We start from the raw sequence: 21,271 nt of genomic DNA, 5'->3' as shown, positions 1-21,271 counted from the left end.
CGGGCACGGCCCGCACCGGCAGATGCGCCACATCTCCCGCCGCCCCGAGCCCCCTAAAGGACACGCCCATGAGCACCACCCTCAGCACATCGGACTACAAGGTTGCCGACATCAGCCTGGCCGCCGCCGGCCGGCACCAGATCCGCCTTGCCGAATTTGAGATGCCGGGGCTGATGAGCCTCCGCAAGGAGTACAAGGACAGCCAGCCGCTGCAGGGTGCCCGCATCGCCGGCTCCCTCCACATGACCGTCCAGACTGCCGTGCTGATCGAAACGCTGACGGCGCTTGGCGCGGAGGTCCGCTGGGCGTCCTGCAACATCTTCTCCACCCAGGACGAGGCCGCCGCGGCCATCGTGGTTGGCAGCGGCACCCCGGAGAACCCGCAGGGCGTCCCCGTCTTTGCCTGGAAGGGCGAGACCCTGGAGGACTACTGGTGGGCGGCCCAGCAGATCCTCAGCTGGCCGGGTGCGGACGAGGACCCCGAAAAGGGCGCCAACATGATCCTGGACGACGGCGGAGACGCCACCATGCTGGTCCACAAGGGCGCCGAGTTTGAGGCCGCGGGCCGGGTCCCGGACACCACGGACGCCGACTCCGAGGAAGGCGCCATCTTCCTTGCAGCCCTCCGCGAATCACTGAAAAATGACAGACAGAAGTGGACGCGCATCGCCGCGCAGATCCACGGCGTCACCGAGGAAACCACCACCGGCGTGCACCGCCTCTACCAGCTGGCCGCCGAGGGAAAGCTGCGCTTCCCTGCCATCAACGTCAACGACTCCGTCACGAAGTCCAAGTTCGACAACAAGTACGGCATCCGCCACTCCCTGCCTGACGGGCTGATGCGCGCCACCGACGTGCTGCTCGGCGGTAAGGTGGCCGTCATCTGCGGCTACGGCGACGTCGGCAAGGGCGCCGCGGAAGCCTTGCGCGGGCAGGGCTCGCGCGTGATCGTCACCGAGATCGACCCCATCTGCGCGCTGCAGGCCGCCATGGACGGCTACCAGGTGGCGAAGCTGGAGTCCGTGCTTGGCCAGGGCGACATCTTCATCACCACCACCGGCGGCCTGGGCATCATCTCGGCCGCGGACATGCTGAAGATGAAGAACAAGGCCATTGTGGGCAACGTGGGCCACTTCGACAACGAGATCGACATGGCCGGCCTCGCCAGGATCGACGGCGTCGAAAAGGTGGAGATCAAGCCCCAGGTCCATGAGTGGGTCTTCGACAAGGGAAACCCGGCCACGGGAGAGCCTGACCGCTCCATCATCGTGCTCTCCGAGGGCCGCCTGCTGAACCTGGGCAACGCCACGGGCCATCCGTCGTTCGTCATGTCCAACTCCTTCACCAACCAGGTGATCGCGCAGATTGAGATCTTCACGAAGGCTGGGACAGCAAAGATCGGCAACGGCGAGTACGGCAAGGATGTGTATGTGCTGCCGAAGATCCTGGACGAGAAGGTGGCCCGCCTGCACCTGGCCGCCCTCGGCGTGGAGCTGACCGAGCTCACCGCGGAGCAGGCCGCCTACCTTGACCTGGACCCGGCGGGCCCGTACAAGCCCGGCCACTACCGGTACTAAACCGTGGTGGACTGGCAGGAGACCGGCCCGCTCAGCCGCATGCTGCGCGCGGACAACCCCGGGCCTATGACGTTGGACGGCACCAACAGCTATGTGCTGGCCGCCCCCGGATCCGCCACCGTGGTGGTGGTTGACCCGGGCCCGCTGCTCGAGGAGCACCTGGGCGCTCTGGCCGGGGCCGGCGACGTGGAGCTGATCCTCATCACGCATCACCACGAAGACCACACCGGGGGCAGCGCCCGCCTCCGCGAGCTCACCGGTGCCCCGGTCCGCGCCGCCCACCCGGACTTCTGCCAAGGGGGAGAGCCGCTGCGCGACGGCGAGCTGATCCGTGCCGCAGGGGTGGACATTGAAGTGCTGGCCACCCCCGGCCACACCTCCGATTCCGTGTGCTTTGTCCTGACGGACCCGGCAATGATGGACGCTGCCCTGAAGGAGCCTTCCCTGACGGACGACGCCGGCACCTCCCAGGTGCTCACCGGCGACACCGTGCTGGGCCAGGGCACCACGGTGCTTGACTACCCGGACGGCCGCCTGGGCGACTACCTGGACTCGCTTGAAAAGCTGCGCGCCCTCGGCGCCGGGAACGACGGAGGCCGAACCGCTGCGGGCCGGGCTGCTTCGGGCCAAGACGCCGGCAGCCAGTTCGCTGACACGCAGGCCGGCGAAAGGCAGGCTGCTGAAATCCTCGGCGCCCCGGTCGCCGTGCTGCCCGGCCACGGCCCCGTGCTTCCGGACCTGGCCAAAATCGCCGCCGCCTACCTGGCACACCGGCGGGAGCGGCTGGCCCAGGTGAGTGCCGCCGTCGTACTTCTGGAAAGGGACGGCACGGCCGCCACCGCAGGAGCGGTGACCGCCGTCGTCTATGCGGACGTGCCGGCCAATCTCCAGGGCGCCGCGCGGCTCTCAGTCGAGGCGCAGCTGGACTATCTGCGCGGACCTACTTCCGGCCGGTGAAGTGCTCCATGGATTTGTAGACACCGAAAACGCGCCCGGCCACCACGTCCCAGGCGGCGATCGGCAGGACTCCGCGCAGCGCCGTGCTCAGCTTCACGGTCCAGGGCATCATGAGCATCGGCGTGCCCTCCTTCATGGCCCGCCACACGCGCTCCGTCACGGCGGCGGGTTCCATGAGCGGTGTCATGAGCGGCCCGCGGGCCCCTTCAAACATGCCGGTCTTGATGTAGGAGGGGCAGAAGGTGGTGACCTTGATGTGGCGGTGGCCGGCCTGCTTCAGTTCCAGCCGCAGGGAATCGCTCCACCCGATCACGGCCCACTTGGAGGAGGAGTAGACGCTCATGCGCGGGTTGGCGAGCAGCCCGGCCGCCGAGGCCACATTGACGATCCGGGACGGCCGACCGCCGTCGATCATGGCGGGCAGGAACTCCCGGGTGATATGCATCAGGGCCAGCGTGTTGATCGCCATGGTCGCCGCAATGTCGCTGCGCTGCTCGTGCTCCCAAAAGTACTTGCCGCGCACAATGCCGGCGTTGTTGATCAGGATGTCCGGCGTGCCGACGTCGTTGCGCACCATTTCCGCCGTCTGCTCGATCGCCTCCAGCTTGCTGACATCCACCACGTATGTGTGGATCTCCGATCCCCGGCCGCCCAGCTCGGCGGCGGCCGCCTCCAGCAGTTCGCCGTTGATGTCCCAGAGGACAACATGCGCGGCGTGGTCGCGCACCGCGAGGTGGGCATACATTTTGCCCATGCCCATGGCGGCGCCGGTGATCAGGACGGTCGAGCCGGTGAGGGATTCGATGGTGCCGGTCATGGTGTTTCCTCCGTGTCGATGGGGATGAGTTTGCCGGGATTCATGATGCCTTCGGGGTCCAGCGTGTTTTTGATGCCCGCCAGGACCTTGATGCCCAGGTCCCCGATTTCCGCGCCCAGGTAGGGTGCGTGGTCGATCCCGACGGCGTGGTGGTGGGTGATGGTGGCGCCGGCCGCGACGATGGCGTTCGAGGCCGCCGCCTTGACGCGGGCGTTTTGCGCCAGCGCGTCCTTCTCCAGCCCGGACAGGAAGGTGAAATAGAGCGAGGCGCCGTCGGAATAGACGTGGGAAATGTGCGTCTGGACGTAGGCTGCGGCGCCGTTCACTTCCAGCGCGTCCAGGATGGCCCGGCGCACGCTGGCGTAGGTGTCCTCGACGCGTCCCCAGGTGGCGGCCGTTTCAAGTGTCTCGACGAATACGCCGCGGGTCAGCAGCTCGTCGCGCAGATACGGGCCGCTGAACCGACCGTGCTCCCAGGACATTCCCGGCACCGGCCCCAGCGGGATGCCGCCGGCCCGCTGCAGGATCCGTGCGCTGCGCCGCCTGCGGGCCCGGGCCTGGCGTCCGTCGCCTTCCCAGACGAAGAGTGCCAGCGCCGGCGTCTTTTGGCCGCGGACCGAGAGGTAGCGCGACAGTGCACCGGTTTTCCAGCCGCCCAGCTTGAAGGTCGACGCCGTTTCATCCGTGTCGCTGAGGCGGCACACATGCGGCATGTCGCCGCGGACGCCGTCGTGGCGCAGCCGGCGCAGGGCGTCGGCCCCGGCCGCAAAGGACGGGAAGGACCATGATCCGTACACTTTGGCTGCCGGGGCCGGGGACACCTTAAGTGTTGCCCGGGTGATGACGCCCAGGGTGCCTTCACTGCCGACCACGACGTCGAGCAGCTTGGGTCCGGCGGCGGTGCCGGGCGCCAGCGAGCCGGCGTCGAACGGCCCCGCCGGGGTTTCCAGGTGGGCCGACTTGACCAGATCGTCCGAGCGCCCGTAGCCGGTGGAGGCCTGGCCGGCGGAGCGGGTGGCCACGTAGCCGCCCAGCGTCGCCTCCTGGTGGCTTTGGGGAAAGTGGCCCAGCGTGAAACCGTGCGGCGCCAGGGCGGCTTCGATGGCAGGGCCCCTGATGCCCGCCTCGAAGGTGGCCGTGCGGGACAGCGGGTCAACGTGCAGCAGCCGGTTCATGCGGCGCAAGTCGAGGGTGATGACGCCGGCGAACCGCCCGCGCAGCGGCTCCACCCCGCCCACCACGGACGTTCCGCCGCCAAAGGCGACCACTGCCAGTTGCCGCTTCGCGCACAGGGCCAGGAGCTCGGCCACCTCCGCGCTGCTGCCCGGGAAGACGACGGCGTCCGGGGCGTCGAGTGCGTCGCCGCTGCGGCGGCGCAGCAGGTCCGGGGTGCTCTTCCCGCCGGCGTGGAGGATGCGTTCCGCCGCTTCCGTGGAGACGTGCCCGGCCCCGGTGATGGCGCCCAGTTCCGCCAGCACCATGGCGTCAAGCGCGCTGGGACCCACGCGGACGTTGGCGAGGTCAACAGGCGGGTGGACTGCTTCGACGCTGGCGAGCCGGAGCGTGCGGCGTAGAAACTCCAGGGCGCCGGGTGCCAGTGGCTTGGCCCGCGCCGGGTCGCCCCAGCCGTACCAGACCGAAGGGGAAATTTCTTCTGTGAAGTGGGTCACCATGGGATACAGTGTGACACATGAAGTCACAACGTACCACCATGCGGGCAGATGAAGAGCTCATCGCCGCCACCCGGGACGCCGTGGTGCTCCACGGCGTCCGGCGCACCACGGCCAACGACATTGCCGAGCGCGCCGGGATCTCCCGCATGACGTTCTACCGCCGGATGGGGTCGGTGGAGAACGCCGTTTTGCAGACACTCACCCAGGAATTCCGGTCCCGTGCCGGCACCGTGCGGACCGGGACGCCCACCGGCACCGGCCGCGAGCAGCTGGTGCACTTCGCGGTGGAAAGCGTGCGGGTGTTCGCCACTTCGGAGCTGCTGGCCTCCATTGCCGAGCGCGACCCGGAATTCCTCATCCCGTATGTGACGGACAGGTTCGGGGCAAGCCAGGAGCTGATCCTTGACCAGCTGCGCGCGCTGCTCGACGCCGGAATGGCGGACGGCAGCATCGAGGCGTCCGAGGGTACCGCGGTCACGCTGTTGCTCGCGCTCCAGGGCGTGGCACTGTCCTCCCGGGTTCTGCTGAAGACGAATGCCTTCGAGGCGTCCCTGGCGGAACTGAAGAAGATGCTGGAACGGTATCTCGCGCCGTCGGGCGCCACGCCGTCGAAAGCTGGAGCGAATGGGGTGGTGGCATGAGCGTGCCAAATCCGAGCTGGATCAATGACGATTCCCGCCGGCGCTCGCTGGAGCACCTGGCCGGGCACTCCGTGGACGTGGCCGTGGTGGGCGGGGGCATCACGGGGGCCGGAGTGGCCCTGGACGCCGTGAGCCGCGGGCTGAGCGTGGCCCTGGTGGAGGGCGGCGACTTTGCGTCCGGGACCAGCGGCTACAGCTCCAAGCTCATCCACGGCGGGCTGAGGTACCTGGCCAAGATGGACTTCGCCGTGGCCTGGGAATCGGCCGTGGAACGGCGCTGGCTGATGGAGAGGATCGCCCCGCACCTGGTCCGCCCGCTCGGTTTCGTCATCCCCGACGTCCGCAGCGCCCCGGCCTGGGAGGGCCTGGCGGCAGGGGCAGGCGTGGTCATCTATGACGTGCTGCGCAGGCTCTCCGGGCTGCGCGGCAAGGTGCTGCCCCGGCCCCAGCTGCTGTCCGGACAGGCCGTGGCAGCCCTGGTGCCCGCCCTCGACACCGACGCGCTGCGGCGCGGCATCCTGTACTGGGACGGGCAGGCGGTGGACGACGCACGGCTGGTGCTCGGCGTCGTCCGGACCGCTGCCGCGCTTGGCGCGCACGTGCTGCGCGACGTGAAGGCCACGGGCCTGACCGCGACCACCGTGGACGCCGTCGACACCCGGACGGGAGCGCCGGTGGGCATCAAGGCCAAGGTGGTGGTGAACGCGACCGGTGTGTGGTCGGCCGATTTTGAGCCGCAGCTGAGCGTGACTCCCAGCCGTGGGACGCATCTGGTGGTCCGTTCCGAGCGGCTGGGCAACCCCCACGCAGCGCACACCGTTGCGGTGCCGGGGCACTTCGGCCGGTACGTCTTTGTGCTGCCGCAACCCGGCGGCGTCGTGTACATCGGGCTCACGGACGAGGAGGACCACGGCGCGGACGGCCATCACCCGCCGGTTCCGGAGCACGACGTCGACTTCCTCCTGGACATTGTCAACACCATTCTGGCGGTGCCCCTGGCGCGCGGCGACGTGGTCGGATCCTTTGCGGGGCTGCGTCCGCTGGTGACTGCCGCGCACGGCCACGGCCCTGGCGGCCCCGACGGCACAGCCGACATTTCGCGCCGGCACCTGGTCCGTGACGTTCCCGGTGCGCCCATCACCGTGGTGGGCGGGAAGCTGACCACCTACCGGCGGATGGCCCAGGACGCGGTGGATGCCGTCACCGCGCGGCTCGGGGTGGATTCCCCGTGCCGGACCAGGACGCTGCCGCTGGTGGGGGCGGCCTCCGTCCGGGAGCTTGAAGCCGATGACGCGCCGGCCCGGCTGGTGGAGAAGTACGGGACGGAGGCCGCTGAAGTGCAGTCGCTCCAGCGGCAGGACCCGCTCCTGGCGCAGCCGTTGTTCGAGGGGACCGAAATTACTGGCGCCGAGCTGCTGTTTGCGGTGCGCGCCGAGGGGGCGTCGAGCGTGGCGGATCTGCTGGAACGGCGCACCCGGCTGGCCTTCGTGCCCGCCGACGCGGCCAAGGCGCGCGGGCGGGCCGAACAGATCCTGGCGCTCGCAGGCACTTTTGGCGACGGGGACGCGGAGTGAGCGCGCTGGCGAAAGGTCCGGCGCTGCTGCTGGTCAATCCGACGTCGGGCCGCGGCCGGGGGCTGCGGTTCCTGCACCGGACCGCCGAGGCGCTGCGGGCAGCTGGATTTGAGGCCACGGTTTCCATCACCGCGGGCCTGGCGGACGCCACGGCGCAGGCGCGCGCCGCCGCCGGGGGAAGCCTGGTGGCCGTGCTGGGCGGGGACGGCTTCCTGGGGGCCGCGGCAGCAGGGGCACGGGAGTCCGGCGCCGTCGTCCTTCCCCTGGCAGGGGGCCGGGGCAATGACACGGTGCGCCGGCTCGGTCTGGGGCTTGACCCCGTCAAGGTGGTCGGGAACATAGGTGGGCTGGTGGTCCGGGAACTCGACCTCGGGCTGGTCAACGGGCGTCCGTACTTCGGTGTCGCCAACGTCGGCTTCGACGGGCTCGCCAACGAGTACGGCAACAATGCGCGCCTGAACCTGGGGCCGTTCGTGTACCTGTACGGCGGGCTCAAGGCCTTCCTGGAGTGGAAGGACGTGACGTTCACGCTGTCCGTGGACGGCAGCGAGACGACCTTCCCCGGGTGGTTTGTGGCCGTGGGGAACGTGGGCCAGTACGGGGGAGGGCTGCGGATCTGCCCGCTGGCCTTGGCCGACGACGGCCGGCTGGACGTGGTCTCCCTGGGACGCGCGTCGATCCTGGCCGTGGCGGCAACATTTTTGCGGTCCTACCGGGGCAGACACCTGGGCCAGGCGAATGTCAGCTTCACGCGCGGAAGCACTGTGACGATCAGCGCCAACAGGCCGTTGAACGTCTACGCCGACGGCGAGCGGGTGGCATCCCTGCCCGTGACGGTGGGGATCGCGCCCTTGGCGGTCAAGGTCCTGGTGCCGGCGGACTCGCCGGTTTTTTGGTAAGCGGGGATCCGTTGCAGGGCGTAGACCTCCGGCAGCGACGGCCAGCTGGAATGGGCAGCCCTCCCTCTAGATGAACAAAGCCACAACTATGGTCGGTTTGTACGTTTAGGAGTATTCTAGAGGCATGACTGAGACTTCCAGCTCCATGAGCGTTGCCGAACTGCGCGCCGGCCTCTCCGATGCCATCAGCCGGGCCACCTTCGGCCACGAGCGCATCGGCATCACGCGCCGCGGGAAGGTCGCGGCCATTCTCATCGGTCCGGAGGACCTGGAGATGTTGGAACGGTTGGATGATCGCGAGGACCTGGCTGCCCTTCGCCACGCCCGCGAGGAGGATGACGGCGAAAGGATTAGCCTGGACGATGTGCTGGCGGCGAACGGCATCACCCGTTGAGTCGATGCACCGTTAACTTCACCAGGGCCGCCCTCAAGGAGCTGAACAAGCCAGATAAACCTCTTCGGCGCCGTATCCTGGCCGCCATCACCCTTCTGGAGGAGAATCCGCGGCCGGACGGTGTGAAGAAGCTTGCCGGAGACGAAAATGCCTGGCGGATCCGAATCGAAGACTACCGGGTGCTGTACGAGATCCACGACGGCAAACTCCTCGTCGTGATCTTTCGCGCAGCACATCGACGCGAGGTCTACAGAGGGCGCTGAAGGAAGTGGGGGACCGACAAACGTGCATGACGCCATGTTTCGCTGGTGCCGAGATGACAGGCGGGAAGAACTTGATGCGATCGTGCCCAACCGCCGCGAAATAGGGGATTGACCATCATGGGTGAAGGAGCACCTCCTCGGAGGAATATGGCCATCTTTGGAGGGCGCCACCTGCTTGGTCAGGTGGGTGCCGCGGTTCCCGCTACTGACCTCCACCGTGCCAGTGGTTACGCAATCGCAACCACCCGGAGGCACTGCTTAACCGTCCGCGGCGGCACCATGGCGTAAAATCGGTCATTAGCCGTGTAAGGTCACGTGCTGCCATCGTGGGGTTAGTCCACCGAATTGGGGAGAATGCATGCCGGAGTTGGGAACTGCCAGGAAGCCTCGCAAGGGGTGGAAGATCGCAGTGATCTCCGTGGTCGCCTTGGCCATCGGCGTGGGCGGCGTAGGTGCGGCCACCGCCAATTCGTGGCTTCCCGGGGACGCCGCGAACACCCCGAAGCCCTCGGCCGTCGCAAGCACAACCCCGCCGGCCGCGCCAGTGGAACTGGCCGTGGCACCCAAGGCAGGCGCCACCAACTACAACCCTGCCGTGCCCGTGGTGGCCGAGGTCAAGACCGGCACCGTGTACAGCGCCATCCTGAAGGAAACGGACACCGGCGCCACAACGGACGGCGAACTGTTCGTCAGCGGTCGCAAGTGGATTTCCAGCTCGGCACTGGCCTTCAACACCAACTACACGTTCAGCGTCACCACCATGGATGACAACGGCAACCTGTCCACCGACGTCAGCACCTTCGCCACCATCCCTGACTCGCACGAAGCCGACATGTGGATGTATCCGGCCGCCGACTCCACCGTGGGCGTGGCCCAGCCGCTGGAATTTCACTTCAGCGAACCGGTGACCAACAAGGCCGCCGTCGAAAAGGCCATCAAAATCACTTCCGCCGCCGGACAGAAGGGCTCGTTCCACTGGTATTCGGACACCATGGCACGCTACCGCGCCGCCGACTACTGGCCGGCCGGCTCCGCGCTCAAGGTTGACATCAAGCTGTTCGGCGTCGACTACGGCAACGGCATGATCGGCAACTTCAACAAGACCAACACCATCAACATTGGCGACAAGGTCGTCATGGAGGCGGACGCCACGGCCAAGACGGTCAACATCTTCGTCAACGACAAGCTGGCCAGGACGTTCCTGGCGTCCATGGGCGACGAACGCTTCCCCTCGGCCGCCGGCTTCCTGGTGCTCACGGCGGACAAGCAGCGGTACGCCACCTTCGACGCCTCCACCATCGGGCTCAAGCCGGGTGACCCCGCCTACTATGGCAAGCTCGACGTCGAATACGCCACGCGCCTGGCCAACAGCGGCATCTTCATCCACCTGGCCGCGCCCGTGGCCATCCCGTACCTGGGCAAGGTCAACCTCTCGCACGGCTGCATCGGCCTTGACCGTGAGGGCGCCTCCTGGGTGTTCAACAACATGTTGCCCGGCGACCTCGTCCACATGGTCGGCACGCCGGACCCCACCAACACCATCGCGCCCACCGACGGCTTCGGCGACTGGAACATCCCGTTCGCCCAGTACGGCAACAAGTAACAGTCAATGCCGGAAACGCGTCCGGCGGGTATCAGCCGGCGTTGATCCGGGCGCGCAACCGCGTGGCCTGCTCCTCCGCGGCCGAAAGCCGCTTGAACTCCCGGTCCCGACGTTCGGAAATCAAAGCGGCCAGGAAGACCTCCGGGGGAGTGCCGGCCGGCGGCAGCGGCGCCACGTGGGGAGAAGCCTCATTGGCCAAGGCAACAGCCATGGATGAGCGCGATGCGGCGGCCATTTGCCCGCCCTGGCGCAGGAACACGGAAATGCGGCGCGCCAGCGGGTCCGGCAGCCGGCCGATGTCCGCCAGCTGCGCCCACGATGCCAGGGCCGGCACGGTGTGCACCTGCAGCGGCAGGGACTTCGGCGCCCGGTCGCGGATGGCGTACGTACCGGCCATCATGTCGCCCAGACGCTTGGACTTGTCGTTGAACAGGCACGCCAGGAATGCCACGGAGCCCAGGGACATGTAGATCTCAAACACCGCCAGGAGACCACGGATCAAGGCCTGCCGGAAGCGGATGGAGCCTCCGTCGTCGCGCACTATCCGCAGCCCCATGGCCAGCTTGCCCACGGATTTGCCGCGGGTAACGGTCTCCACGGCGATGGGCAGCACCACCACAATGCCCACCAGTGTCACCAGGACAATGGCGCGGGCCGCGGCCAGGTCCAGGAAGTTCGGCACCGCGCCCATCACGAACACGGCGCCGATGATCAGCGCAATGGTCACCAGGACGTCGATGGCTGAACCCAGCGACCTGGCGGCAAACGACGCGGGGCGAAGTTCCAGGACAACGGCCTCGCCGGTGATAATCGCGGACATAAGGCAAGTCTAGTAAGCCCGGCCGTGCCGCGGGCCGCCGCTCGCCTTTCCCGGTAGGCTGGCGGGGTGGACCTGGACGCGTTGACCGCAGTGCACCGCCCGCAATGGGAGCGGCTGAATGCCCTTGCCCGGAAACGCCGGCTCACCGGTGCCGAAGCGGATGAACTCCTGGAGCTGTACCAAAGCACCTCCGCCCAGCTGTCCCTGATCCGCTCCTTGGCCGCCGAAAGCGCCCTCTCCGCTTCCCTCTCCGCCATCCTGGCCAACGCCCGCACCCGGTTCACCGGGGCGAAGTCCAATGTGTTTGTGGACGTGGCCCGCTTCTTTGCCATCTCCCTGCCGGCGGCGTTTTACCGGCTGCGCTGGCTGACCGTCATTGTGGGCGCTGTTTTCATGGTCATCGCTGCGCTCTTCGCGGCGTGGGCGGCCGGGAACCCCGCCGTGCTCGCGGCCATGGGCAGCGACGCCCGCCTCGAGCAGCTGGTCAACCACGACTTTGTCGACTACTACTCCGAAAACCCCGCCGCCTCCTTTGCCGGTTCCGTGTGGACCAACAACGCCTGGATCGCCGCCCAATGCGTCGCCCTGGGCATCACGGGGGTGTTCGTGCCGTACTCGCTGTTCATGAACGCCCAAAACGTGGGCATGACCGCCGGCGTCATGTTCGCCTACGGCCGCGCCGACACGTTCTTCAGCTACATCCTCCCGCACGGCCTCATGGAAATGACCGCCATCTTCATCGCCTCCGCCGCGGGCCTGCGCATCTTCTGGGCCTGGGTGAGCCCCGGCCCCCGCCGCCGGCTCGACGCCCTGGCACTGGAGGGCCGCTCCCTGGTGACCACCGCCGTCGGACTGGTCTTTGTCCTGTTCATCTCCGGGCTGGTGGAAGCCTACGTCACCCCCAGCCCGCTGCCCGTCTGGGTCAAAATCAGCATTGGCGCACTAGTCCTGACCGCGTACTGGGCCTACACCCTGGTGCTGGGACGCCGTGCCTGGCTGGGCGGGGAGCGCGGGGACCTTTCCGCGGACGACGCCGGTGCTGCCGCGATTTCCGCCTGAACCCCACCTCTGAGCGCGGTGTCAGTTTGGCCACTGCCCGGGGTGGCAGCAGCCCCCGGTCAGCTTCGGCCGGTATTCTTGCCGGTGTGACAGAGAACCAGCACCCGGAAGTGCCACCCGCCTCAGCAACACCCGCAACCGCTGCCATGCCAGCCGCGCCGTCGGGCGCTGCTTCAGTTGCCGCGCCGGAGGGGGCGCCCGCCCCGGCCGACGGCGGTCCACGCGTTGGCGGTGCCCCTTACTCCGAGAAGCCCGCCGGCAGCAGAATCAAGATCGACATGCCCGCCGACGGGGATCCCGAGCCCATGCGCCCGGCCACGCGGATGCCCAAGTGGCCTTCGGAGGCTGAGTCCGGGTCTGCTGCCGAGACCGGGCCCACTGCCTCAACTGCCGCTGCCAAGACGGAACCTGCGGCGTCAAGCACCCCTGCGGCGGCTGCTTCGCCCTCCGCCGCGAAGGCGGAGCCCGCTGCGACAACTGCTGCTGCCGCGGTGACCGCGCCTTCCACCCAAGCCGCCAAGCCTGCCCCGGCTGCCGTCAGCGCCCCCGCTGCCAAGCCTGGGCCCGCTGCCAAGGCCGGCCCTGTTGCCGAAGCGAAGCCGGAAGTCTTCGTTGAGCAGTCGCCCACCACCATGCTGCAGGTCCGCCCGCCGCAGGAGGAAGTGGACCGCCGCGTGGCCGCCCGCGAGCAGGCCGCCAACACCAAGCCCGTGCTGCCCCGCGTTTTCCAGGTGCTACTGGCGGTTTTCTACCCGGTGGTGCTGCTGGTGCTGGCCATCAGGCTCGTCACCACCAATGCTTTCCTGTGGGTGGAATACCACCGCCCGGGCTTCCCCGCGGATTCGTTTGGTTTCTCGACGGACGACCGCCTCACCTACGGCTCGTACACTGTTGACTACCTGCTGAACTTTGCCGGTCCGCGGTACCTGGGCGGGCTGGTCAACGACAAGGGTGTCCCGCTGTTCCTGGAACGCGAAGTGGCACACATGGCGGACGTTAAATCGCTCATCGACCTTGCCTTCCTGCTGGGCCTGGTGCTGGCCATCGTCATGGTCATTGGCATCATCTACTTGTCCCGGCGGAGCGTGGGCGGGGTCCGGCGGGGCCTGTTTGCCGGCTCCATCGCCACGCTGGTGCTGATCATTGCCCTGGGTGTTTTGGCGCTCATGGGCTGGGAGACGTTCTTCACCGACTTCCACAAGGTCTTCTTCGCCAACGGCACCTGGACGTTCTACACGGACGACACGTTGATCCGCCTCTTCCCAAGCCAGTTCTGGTCCGACGGTGGAATCTTCATCGGCGCATTTGTGCTGGTGGTTTCCTCCCTGACCCTGGCCTTCACCTGGCCCACCAAGGACCGACGCCAGGCAGTGACCCGGGCCAAGCGCCCCGGCCGGAGGGCAGCCGCGCAGTAAGCCGCCCCGAGCCTGGCCTGCCAATGCGGGAAATGCCGCCGCTCCCGCAAAATGCCGCCGTTTCAGCGGCGGCAAAATGCGAAAAACGGCGGCATTTTCCCCTGCCAAAGTCGTGCCGGCGTCGGCCCGTGTTCACGTCGGAGTCGGCCCACATGACTGCGAGCTCGCCCCGCCAACGAATGTCGCAGGGGCGGCGATATCCACGTCCGCAAACGCCATCAGGACCGTGCGGGTCTCATGCGAGGCCGCCGAGCCACCGCCTTTGGAACCCTTAAATAGGTGGTCACGGAGTCCTTTTCATCGTCGAATATCTTCTATGTCAGATAGTCTCTTTATGATATATTCGGTGTATGAGATGGACTGTTCTCTTGTCCGGCGAAGTCCGCACCTGGCACCTAGGGCTGTCCCCGGCGGGCAAGGCAGCAACGGACAGGATTTTTGAACGACTGGCACTTCAAGGGCACATGCTGCGGATGCCGCACGCAAAGCCATTGGGCGAGGGATTGCTTGAGCTGAGGTTCACCGCCGAGAACATTGCCCGCCGCATCACTTACGTTCTCGATCCGGAACGCCAGGCTGTGACACTGACAACGTTCCGGAAGCAGCGTATGAACGAGCGGGCGGAGATCCTGCGGGCCCGGCGGGCGCAGGCTGCCCACGAGGCAGCCCGCGTTGCAGCACAGGACGCCACGACCGCACCACAAGAGGGCACCGCTAGGAAGGGAAGGAAGAAACTATGACTCAGCCCACAACACCCTGGGATCAGGTCCGGGACGATTCCCTGTCCGCCATGAGCCGCGCGGATCGGGCGGCGTACGATGCCGCGTCCGTCGAGGCGGAGGCCCGGCTGGAGCTCGCCGAGCTGGTCTACAACGCCCGCACAGCGGCCGGCCTGTCGCAGACTGAGCTGGCGCGGCGTGCGGGCACCCGCCAGGCGGTTATCTCCGCCATTGAGAACGGCGCCCAGGCCCCGGGCGGCGTCATGCTGGCGAGGATAGCCCACGCCCTTGGGGGCACGCTGCGAATTGCGGCGTGAACCTGGACGATCCAGCCAGCGATCGGGATCACGAACTACCAAATACGGCCACTTTGGTCCAGCTTGTACCTGTCATGGTCCTGCCTTTGGTATGGCTGTCATTGGCAGCGCAGCCGCCAGCAGCTGCTACCACCTCTTCCGCAAACTTTCGCTATCCATCATCTGAGTGGAAAGTAATCCAGGGGAAAGGTTTCTGCAGGCGGGCGTGTCGCCGTTGCCTGGAGATGCTGAGATCAACGCAGACGCAAGTCGAGTTCCCGGCCGGCTCGACCACCGGACTTAGATCCAGCTGGGCATCCACATGTGCTGGCGCCAGTATTCGTAGGGGATGACCTCGGCGGACCACAGGGGGTAGAAGTAGGCGCTCAGGGCCACTGCCAGCACCACGAAGATGCCGGCGTGCAGCGCGCCCTGCTGCCGGCGCCACGGGGGATCACCCGCCTTGCCCATGATCATGCCCAGCACCATGGTGACGGCAAGGATCATGTAGGGCTCGTACGCGATGGCGTAAAAGAAGAAGATGGTCCGTTCCGCGTAGAGCAGCCATGGCACGTAGCCTGCGGCGAAGCCGACCAGGATGGCGGCGGAACGCCAGTCGCGCCGGCCGGCCCAGATACCGATCAGGAACAGCAGGGCCAGCGTGCCGCCCCACCAGATCAGCGGGTTGCCGAGGCTCGTGACCATGGCAGCGCACTTGTCCACGGTGCAGCCGGACTCGCCCTTGAGCGGATACTGCGCGTAGAAGGACGTGGGGCGGCCCATGACCAGCCACGACCACGCATTCGCCTTGTACGGGTGGTCCGTCTCGAGCCCGGTGTGGAAGTTGTAGGCCGTCAGGTGGTAATGCCACAAGGACCGCAGCGACGCCGGAACCCACCCCCACGCTTCGCTCGGGTTGGAGGCGGCCCAGTTGCGGTCGTAGGCGTCCTTGGACAGGAACCAGCCCGTCCACGTGGCCAGGTAGGTGGCCGCGGCAACCGGGACCATGCTGGCGAAGGCGACAACGCCGTCCTTGACAATGGCGCCCGTGACCCAGTACCTGATCCCGGCGATGCGCCGGGCGCTCATGTCCCACACCACGGTCATCAGGCCAAAGGCTGCCAGGAAAAACACCCCGGACCACTTGGTGCCCGTGCACAGGCCCAGTGAGATTCCGGCCGCCAGCCGCCACCAGCGCATGCCCAGCCACGGACCGTACAGCAGGTGCTTCCCCGGGACCCGGCCGTCCGGGGAGGTGAGGCGGGCGAGGCGGGCGGCCAGCCGGCGTCGTCCGTCATCACGGTCCATCAGCAGGGCTCCAAAGGCCACCAGCGCCCAAAACATGACGAAGATGTCCAGCAGGGAGGTGCGCGACTGGACAATGGCGTGCCCGTCGACGGCGAAGAGCAGGCCCGCCACGGCACCCAGGATGGTTGAGCGGAACATCTTTTGCGCGATGAGTGCGAGCAGGAAGATGGACAGGGTCCCCACCAGCGCCGCCGAGAACCGCCAGCCGAACGTGCTGTCCGGGCCAAACAGCCACATGCCGAACGCGATCATCCACTTGCCTACGGGCGGATGCACCACATACTCCGGCGTGTTTTGCAGGCCGCTGAAGTCGCCCTTGTTAAAGAGGTCGTTGGCCTTCTCCGCCCAGTTGCGTTCGTAGCCGCTTTGCAGGTAGCTGTAGGCGTCCTTGACATAGTAGGTTTCGTCAAAAACCAGGGAGTGGGGCTGGCCGAGGCGGACAAAGCGCAGGACACCGCCGATGAGGGCGGCGAGTGCGGGGGCGAGCCAAAACCAGAGGCGCAGGCTTGCCGGTGTTTGGTGGAAGCTGGCCCGGATGCCGCTCAGCCTCCGGGCCAGGGCAGTCTGCGTGAACGCTTGCGCGGGGTCCTGGAGCCAGCGCGGGGCAGGCGGCTCGGGGGATGCTGCGGGGAGCTCCGGGGCGGGGGCGTCGGCTTCCGCGGCAATGTTGTGCACCCTGCCCATGGTACCCAAGTGAGTGGCAGTTGCCCGGGCCAACTACGCTGGTGTTATGGAAGAAAACCTGGATCTGGAACCTGCCGGCACCGACACGGAGCCGGATGCTTCGGCGGACGCCTTGGCCGATGCGGCGCTGGATTCGTCGCTTGCACCCGCAGCGGCCCAAGGGGAGGGCTACATCGTCCTGGCGGCCACCCCCATCGGCAACATGGGCGACGCCTCCGCCCGGCTGGTTTCCTGGCTCGGAAACGCGGACATCGTGGCGGCCGAGGACACCCGCCGGCTGCACCGGCTGGTCACCTCGCTGGACGTCACCGTCTCCGGTCGGATTGTCAGCTACCACGAGCACAACGAGGCTGCCAAGACCCCCGAGCTGCTGGCCCAGGTGCAGGCCGGCAAGGTCCTGCTCATGGTGACCGACGCCGGCATGCCCTCCGTGTCCGATCCCGGCTTCCGGCTGGTGGAAGCCGCCGTCGCCGCCGGCGTGCGGGTGACTGTGGCGCCCGGACCCTCCGCCGTGCTGACGGCGCTGGCCCTCTCCGGCCTGCCCACCGACCGCTTCTGCTTTGAGGGATTCCTGCCGCGCAAGTCAGGGGAGCGCGCGTCGCGGCTGCACGACCTTGCCCTGGAACCGCGCACCATGGTGTTTTTTGAGGCACCGCACCGCCTGGAAACCATGCTGCGCGCGCTGCACACCGCGTTCGGCCCGGCACGCCGGGGAGCCGTGTGCCGGGAACTGACCAAAACGTATGAGGAAGTGATCCGCAAGCCGCTTTCGGGCCTGCTGGAATGGGCGGAGGCCGCGGAGATCCGCGGCGAGATTGCCATTGTGGTGGCGGGCGCCCCCGCCTCCGATCCCGGCACGGCCGAGGACCACGTGGCTGCCGTGAACGAGCTGATGGGCCAGGGAATGCGCATGAAGGAAGCCGTGGCGGTCATCGCCCACGACGTCCATGTCAGCAAGCGCGAGCTGTACAGCGCCGTGCTCGCCGCCCGCGGGTAGCGTCCGTTGAGGGTCCACGAAATGGATAACCACTTTTACTTTTGCTGACTGCGGACTCCCGCTTCCACCCGGTCGCCGACACCCCGGTCGATCTTGTGCCAGTAGTCAAAGGCCTGGCGCAGCACCTGCTCACTGACCCCATTGAGCAGATGACCCACGATGTTGTTGACCAGCCGTTCCCTGGCCGCGTCGTCAAGAACCTCCCGGATCAGCGTTCCCGGCTGGCCATAGTCGTCGTCCTCAGCATGCAGTGTGGCCGCGGCGCGCACCATGCCGCCGTCCGACTGCCAGCCGGCAGGCTCGCCATACCGTTCGGTGTCGGCGCTGGGGCCGCCCTTCGAGTTTGGGGCGTAGACAGGGTCGCCAGGATTGTGGTGCCGCATGTTCCCGTCTTTGGAATAGCTGCGCAACTGTGCCGCATGAGGGGAATTAACCGGCAACTCGTTGTAGTTGGTCCCTATGCGGTAGCGGTGCGCATCCGCGTAGGAGAACAACCGGCCCAGCAGCATTTTGTCCGGGCTTGGCCCGATGCCCGGCACCATGTTGTTGGGCTCGAAGGCCGCCTGCTCGATCTCCGTGTGGAAGTCGGCCGGGTTCCGGTTCAGCGTCATTTTGCCCACCTCGATCAGCGGGTAGTCCTTCTGTGAAATCGATTTGGTCAGGTCAAATGGGTTGAAGCGGTAGGTCTTGGCCTCCTCGAACGGCATGACCTGCATCTTCAACGTCCAGCTGGGAAAATCCTGGCGCGCAATCGCATCGTGCAGGTCTCGGGTATGGAAATCGCCATCGACGCCGGCCAGCCGGTCCGCTTCCTCCTGTAAGAGGAACCCGATTCCCTGGTCGGTTTTGAAGTGGTACCTGACCCAGAATTTTTCACCGGTGGCATTGACCCACATGTACGTATGGCTGGAGAACCCGTCCATGTGCCGCCAGGAACTGGGTATGCCCCGGTCGCCCATCAGCCACGTCACCTGATGGGCCGATTCAGGCGCCAGCGTCCAATAGTCCCACTGCATGTCGTTGTCGCGCATGTTGGTATCCGCACGGCGTTTCTGGGACCGGATGAAGTCCTGGAATTTCATGGGATCGCGCATGAAGAAGACCGGTGTATTGTTGCCCACCATGTCGTAGTTCCCGTGGCTCGTATAGAACTTGATGGCAAAGCCGCGGGGGTCACGCCAGGTGTCAGGGCTGCCACGCTCCCCGGCCACGGTGGAAAACCTGGCCAGCAACTCCGTCTTCCGGCCGGGCTGGAACAGGTCAGCCTTCGTGTACGCGCTGACATCCGCGGTCACCTCGAAGGTGCCAAAAGCACCGGCGCCCTTGGCGTGGGGCTGCCGTTCGGGCACACGTTCACGGTTGAACTGCGCCATTTTTTCGAGGAGATAGTGGTCCTGCAGGAGAATCGGTCCGTCAGGTCCCACCGTGAGGGAATGCTCGTCGCTCTCAACCGGAATGCCGGCATTGTTGGTGGTGAAATTTTCGTCAGTCATGCTCATCCCTAATTTTGGCTGATGCTTAGAGACTGGTTGGTCCGTTGGTGGGTCACACGATTCAAAATGGAATCAGGCTGGCGGGCTCAGGCAATCGTCGATGAGACGCCAAGGCCCACCTTTCTCCCTTTTCGGTTGCCGGTCAAGAGTGCGCGGCGAGCCTTCGAGCAGCATTCGAAAATCCATTGAATGAGTGAAAGGACCATCCGTTTCGCGGACCCTTTCGGGACGGACTTGGCAATATCCCGCCGTGGTGATTTGTGGGGTCGGCCTGGTGCGGACCGGTGGAAGGGATCGGGGGCAGACTGAATCGCTTGCCCGCCGTCATCTTGAATGGTCATCTTGAGAGGCAGCATGTTCGTCCGGCCCGCCGGCTTCAAATCACAGTTCACCGAGGGTCTCCACTCCGTGGGCGTGAAACCATCCACCGGTCGTTGGACAAATGCACAGTCAGCGGCTGTCCAGTAGTGCGCGCATGCGTAGACACCGTTGGCGCAGGAGAACTACCGTGAACCTCATAGCACCACGCTGCTGCCCCGCGCACCAAGCCCGGGCCAGCCGACAGACGAAGGAGTCATCATGACCGTGACCGCTGCCACCGAACTGACCGAACGCGAAAGCGCCCTGCTGGCAGGCGTCCCCACCGGGCTGCTGATCAACGGGGAATGGCGCGCGGCCGCCTCCGGCAAGACCTTCGACGTCGAGGACCCGTCCACGGGCAGGGTCCTGCTGACGCTCGCCGATGCCGGGGCCGAGGATGGCGCCGCAGCCCTGGATGCCGCCGTCGCTGTCCAGGATGAATGGGCCGCCACCGCGCCCCGCGAACGCGCCGAGATCCTGCGCCGCGCCTTTGACCTGGTCACGGCCCGCGCCGACGACTTTGCGCTCCTGATGACCCTGGAAATGGGCAAGCCGCTGGCCGAGTCCGCGGGCGAGGTGAAGTACGGCTCCGAATTCCTGCGCTGGTTCTCCGAGGAGGCCGTGCGCTCCTTCGGCCGCTATTCCGGGAACCCGGAAGGCACCGCCCAGATCCTGGTGCAGAAAAAGCCCGTGGGCCCCTGCCTGCTCATCACCCCCTGGAACTTCCCGCTCGCCATGGCCACCCGCAAGATCGCGCCAGCCATCGCCGCGGGCTGCACCATGGTGCTCAAGCCCGCCAACCTCACGCCGCTGACCAGCCAGCTCTTCGCCCAGATCCTGCTCGACGCCGGACTGCCGGCCGGGGTGCTCAACGTGATCGCGACCTCGACCGCCGGAGCCGTGACGGGACCGCTGATCCAGGACACGCGCCTGCGCAAGCTCTCCTTCACCGGATCCACGCCTGTGGGCCGCCGACTGCTGGCCGACGCGTCCAACAACGTGCTGCGCACCTCCATGGAACTCGGCGGCAACGCCCCGTTCGTGGTGTTTGACGACGCCGACCTGGACGCTGCCGTCGAGGGCGCCATGGCCGCCAAGATGCGCAACATGGGCGAGGCCTGCACCGCCGCCAACCGCTTCCTGGTGCACGAATCCGTCGCGGAGGAATTCGCCACCAGGTTCGCCGCAAAGATGGCCGGGGCGGCGGTTGGCCGCGGCACCGAGCCGGAAACCAAGGTGGGGCCGCTGATCGATGCCAAGAGCCGCGACAAGGTCCACTCCCTCGTCACGGATGCCATTGCCGACGGCGCCCGCGCCGTCGTAGGTGGGGCGCTGGTGGACGGCCCCGGCTACTTCTACCAGCCCACCGTGCTGCAGGGGGTGGAGCCCGGCGCCCGCATCCTGAGCGAGGAGATCTTTGGCCCGGTGGCCCCGATCGTCACGTTCAAAAACGAGGACGAGGCGGTGGCCCTGGCCAACGACACCGAGTACGGCCTGGTCGCCTACGTCTTCACCCGGGACTACGCCCGCGGACTGCGCATGGCCAACCGCATCGAGACCGGCATGATGGGCCTGAACGCCGGCGTCATCTCCAACGCCGCCGCACCGTTTGGCGGCGTCAAGCAGTCCGGACTGGGCCGCGAGGGCAGCCTGGAAGGCATCGAGGAATACCAGTACACCCAGTACATCGGCTTCCCGAACCCGGACAACGCCTGACCGCCT

19 protein-coding genes are annotated in these 21,271 nt (G+C 66.9%); 14 read left to right on the top strand and 5 right to left on the bottom strand.

Annotated elements, in window-relative coordinates; genetic code table 11:
- Nucleotides 1-68 precede the first annotated feature (68 nt).
- Together ahcY and CVV68_RS06210 are read left to right on the top strand one after the other, a co-directional pair.
- On the top strand, nucleotides 69-1,577 hold the full coding sequence (gene ahcY / locus CVV68_RS06215; RefSeq protein ID WP_110500143.1) for an adenosylhomocysteinase: 1,509 nt from the start codon (nucleotides 69-71) through the stop codon (nucleotides 1,575-1,577).
- 39 nt (nucleotides 1,578-1,616) lie between these two features.
- On the top strand, nucleotides 1,617-2,534 hold the full coding sequence (locus CVV68_RS06210) for an MBL fold metallo-hydrolase (protein ID WP_110500275.1): 918 nt from the start codon (nucleotides 1,617-1,619) through the stop codon (nucleotides 2,532-2,534).
- Here the strand turns inward: CVV68_RS06210 and CVV68_RS06205 are convergent.
- Nucleotides 2,518-3,351, bottom strand: coding sequence for an SDR family oxidoreductase (locus CVV68_RS06205; RefSeq protein ID WP_110500142.1), 834 nt, complete (start codon nucleotides 3,349-3,351; stop codon nucleotides 2,518-2,520). The genes CVV68_RS06210 and CVV68_RS06205 overlap by 17 nt on opposite strands.
- Nucleotides 3,348-5,024: an FAD-binding oxidoreductase gene (locus CVV68_RS06200; RefSeq protein ID WP_110500141.1), complete on the bottom strand. Its 1,677-nt coding sequence runs from the start codon at nucleotides 5,022-5,024 to the stop codon at nucleotides 3,348-3,350. Before CVV68_RS06200 ends, CVV68_RS06205 begins: the two co-directional genes overlap by 4 nt.
- Nucleotides 5,025-5,041: 17 nt before the next feature.
- On the opposite strand from CVV68_RS06200, the gene CVV68_RS06195 reads away from it, so the two are divergent.
- From CVV68_RS06195 to CVV68_RS06170, 6 genes are all read left to right on the top strand, one after another.
- Entirely contained in the window at nucleotides 5,042-5,665 is a 624-nt protein-coding gene (locus tag CVV68_RS06195; protein ID WP_110500140.1) for a TetR/AcrR family transcriptional regulator, read from the top strand.
- Nucleotides 5,662-7,239 (top strand): glycerol-3-phosphate dehydrogenase/oxidase, encoded by a 1,578-nt coding sequence (locus CVV68_RS06190; protein ID WP_110500139.1) that lies wholly within the window; start codon nucleotides 5,662-5,664, stop codon nucleotides 7,237-7,239. Before CVV68_RS06195 ends, CVV68_RS06190 begins: the two co-directional genes overlap by 4 nt.
- The gene (locus tag CVV68_RS06185) at nucleotides 7,236-8,138 is read left to right on the top strand and encodes a diacylglycerol/lipid kinase family protein (protein WP_110500138.1); all 903 of its coding nucleotides are present in this window, start codon (nucleotides 7,236-7,238) and stop codon (nucleotides 8,136-8,138) included. Before CVV68_RS06190 ends, CVV68_RS06185 begins: the two co-directional genes overlap by 4 nt.
- Nucleotides 8,139-8,262: 124 nt before the next feature.
- Nucleotides 8,263-8,532 (top strand): type II toxin-antitoxin system Phd/YefM family antitoxin, encoded by a 270-nt coding sequence (locus CVV68_RS06180; protein ID WP_110500137.1) that lies wholly within the window; start codon nucleotides 8,263-8,265, stop codon nucleotides 8,530-8,532.
- Nucleotides 8,529-8,795 carry a type II toxin-antitoxin system RelE family toxin gene (locus tag CVV68_RS06175; RefSeq protein ID WP_110500136.1) on the top strand — a complete coding sequence of 89 codons (267 nt, stop codon included), beginning with the start codon at nucleotides 8,529-8,531 and terminating at the stop codon, nucleotides 8,793-8,795. The genes CVV68_RS06180 and CVV68_RS06175 overlap by 4 nt, the downstream gene beginning before the upstream one ends.
- Nucleotides 8,796-9,153: 358 nt before the next feature.
- The gene (locus CVV68_RS06170; RefSeq protein WP_110500135.1) at nucleotides 9,154-10,398 is read left to right on the top strand and encodes a L,D-transpeptidase; all 1,245 of its coding nucleotides are present in this window, start codon (nucleotides 9,154-9,156) and stop codon (nucleotides 10,396-10,398) included.
- A 31-nt stretch (nucleotides 10,399-10,429) separates the two neighbouring features.
- On the opposite strand, the gene CVV68_RS06165 is transcribed toward CVV68_RS06170, so the two are convergent.
- Nucleotides 10,430-11,218: an RDD family protein gene (locus tag CVV68_RS06165; RefSeq protein ID WP_110500134.1), complete on the bottom strand. Its 789-nt coding sequence runs from the start codon at nucleotides 11,216-11,218 to the stop codon at nucleotides 10,430-10,432.
- 66 nt (nucleotides 11,219-11,284) lie between these two features.
- Between CVV68_RS06165 and CVV68_RS06160 the strand changes: the two genes are divergently transcribed.
- The 4 genes from CVV68_RS06160 to CVV68_RS06145 all read left to right on the top strand — a co-directional run bounded on the left by CVV68_RS06160 (nucleotide 11,285) and on the right by CVV68_RS06145 (nucleotide 14,728).
- Complete coding sequence (locus CVV68_RS06160) at nucleotides 11,285-12,277, top strand: stage II sporulation protein M (RefSeq protein WP_211320734.1); 993 nt, start codon at nucleotides 11,285-11,287, stop codon at nucleotides 12,275-12,277.
- Nucleotides 12,278-12,363: 86 nt separating this feature from the next.
- Nucleotides 12,364-13,692, top strand: a complete 1,329-nt coding sequence (locus CVV68_RS06155) for a TIGR01906 family membrane protein (protein WP_245933380.1) — start codon at nucleotides 12,364-12,366, stop codon at nucleotides 13,690-13,692.
- A gap of 350 nt (nucleotides 13,693-14,042) precedes the next feature.
- Nucleotides 14,043-14,432, top strand: a complete 390-nt coding sequence (locus tag CVV68_RS06150) for a type II toxin-antitoxin system RelE/ParE family toxin (RefSeq protein ID WP_110500133.1) — start codon at nucleotides 14,043-14,045, stop codon at nucleotides 14,430-14,432.
- Nucleotides 14,429-14,728: a helix-turn-helix domain-containing protein gene (locus tag CVV68_RS06145; RefSeq protein ID WP_110500132.1), complete on the top strand. Its 300-nt coding sequence runs from the start codon at nucleotides 14,429-14,431 to the stop codon at nucleotides 14,726-14,728. The genes CVV68_RS06150 and CVV68_RS06145 overlap by 4 nt, the downstream gene beginning before the upstream one ends.
- Nucleotides 14,729-15,007: 279 nt before the next feature.
- Here CVV68_RS06145 and CVV68_RS06140 read toward each other — a convergent pair whose 3' ends face one another.
- Complete coding sequence (locus CVV68_RS06140; RefSeq protein ID WP_110500131.1) at nucleotides 15,008-16,699, bottom strand: dolichyl-phosphate-mannose--protein mannosyltransferase; 1,692 nt, start codon at nucleotides 16,697-16,699, stop codon at nucleotides 15,008-15,010.
- Nucleotides 16,700-16,745: 46 nt separating this feature from the next.
- On the opposite strand from CVV68_RS06140, the gene rsmI reads away from it, so the two are divergent.
- Nucleotides 16,746-17,696 carry a 16S rRNA (cytidine(1402)-2'-O)-methyltransferase gene (gene rsmI / locus CVV68_RS06135; protein ID WP_110500130.1) on the top strand — a complete coding sequence of 317 codons (951 nt, stop codon included), beginning with the start codon at nucleotides 16,746-16,748 and terminating at the stop codon, nucleotides 17,694-17,696.
- A 35-nt stretch (nucleotides 17,697-17,731) separates the two neighbouring features.
- On the opposite strand, the gene CVV68_RS06130 is transcribed toward rsmI, so the two are convergent.
- Nucleotides 17,732-19,189: a catalase gene (locus tag CVV68_RS06130; protein WP_110500272.1), complete on the bottom strand. Its 1,458-nt coding sequence runs from the start codon at nucleotides 19,187-19,189 to the stop codon at nucleotides 17,732-17,734.
- Between the two features lie 579 nt (nucleotides 19,190-19,768).
- On the opposite strand from CVV68_RS06130, the gene CVV68_RS06125 reads away from it, so the two are divergent.
- A complete protein-coding gene (locus CVV68_RS06125) occupies nucleotides 19,769-21,265 on the top strand; it encodes an NAD-dependent succinate-semialdehyde dehydrogenase (protein WP_110500129.1) in 1,497 nt (498 codons plus the stop codon).
- Nucleotides 21,266-21,271 lie beyond the last annotated feature (6 nt).

It is taken from the genome of Arthrobacter livingstonensis (genome assembly GCF_003219815.1).
In the GTDB taxonomy this organism is placed as follows: Bacteria; Actinomycetota; Actinomycetes; order Actinomycetales; family Micrococcaceae; genus Specibacter; species Specibacter livingstonensis.
Note: the sequence above shows the minus strand (reverse complement) of the source record. Positions and strands in the feature narration are given on the sequence as shown.

Bases quoted from the DNA above. Each gene is read 5' to 3' on its own strand.
- CVV68_RS06125 (WP_110500129.1), top strand. From the start codon at position 19,769: ATGACCGTGACCGCTGCCACCGAACTGACCGAACGCGAAAGCGCCCTG.
- CVV68_RS06205 (WP_110500142.1), bottom strand. From the start codon at position 3,351: ATGACCGGCACCATCGAATCCCTCACCGGCTCGACCGTCCTGATCACC.
- rsmI (WP_110500130.1), top strand. From the start codon at position 16,746: ATGGAAGAAAACCTGGATCTGGAACCTGCCGGCACCGACACGGAGCCG.
- CVV68_RS06195 (WP_110500140.1), top strand. From the start codon at position 5,042: ATGAAGTCACAACGTACCACCATGCGGGCAGATGAAGAGCTCATCGCC.
- CVV68_RS06145 (WP_110500132.1), top strand. From the start codon at position 14,429: ATGACTCAGCCCACAACACCCTGGGATCAGGTCCGGGACGATTCCCTG.
- CVV68_RS06210 (WP_110500275.1), top strand. From the start codon at position 1,617: ATGCTGCGCGCGGACAACCCCGGGCCTATGACGTTGGACGGCACCAAC.
- CVV68_RS06130 (WP_110500272.1), bottom strand. From the start codon at position 19,189: ATGACTGACGAAAATTTCACCACCAACAATGCCGGCATTCCGGTTGAG.
- CVV68_RS06165 (WP_110500134.1), bottom strand. From the start codon at position 11,218: ATGTCCGCGATTATCACCGGCGAGGCCGTTGTCCTGGAACTTCGCCCC.
- CVV68_RS06140 (WP_110500131.1), bottom strand. From the start codon at position 16,699: ATGGGCAGGGTGCACAACATTGCCGCGGAAGCCGACGCCCCCGCCCCG.
- CVV68_RS06200 (WP_110500141.1), bottom strand. From the start codon at position 5,024: ATGGTGACCCACTTCACAGAAGAAATTTCCCCTTCGGTCTGGTACGGC.
- ahcY (WP_110500143.1), top strand. From the start codon at position 69: ATGAGCACCACCCTCAGCACATCGGACTACAAGGTTGCCGACATCAGC.
- CVV68_RS06180 (WP_110500137.1), top strand. From the start codon at position 8,263: ATGACTGAGACTTCCAGCTCCATGAGCGTTGCCGAACTGCGCGCCGGC.
- CVV68_RS06190 (WP_110500139.1), top strand. From the start codon at position 5,662: ATGAGCGTGCCAAATCCGAGCTGGATCAATGACGATTCCCGCCGGCGC.
- CVV68_RS06170 (WP_110500135.1), top strand. From the start codon at position 9,154: ATGCCGGAGTTGGGAACTGCCAGGAAGCCTCGCAAGGGGTGGAAGATC.
- CVV68_RS06150 (WP_110500133.1), top strand. From the start codon at position 14,043: ATGAGATGGACTGTTCTCTTGTCCGGCGAAGTCCGCACCTGGCACCTA.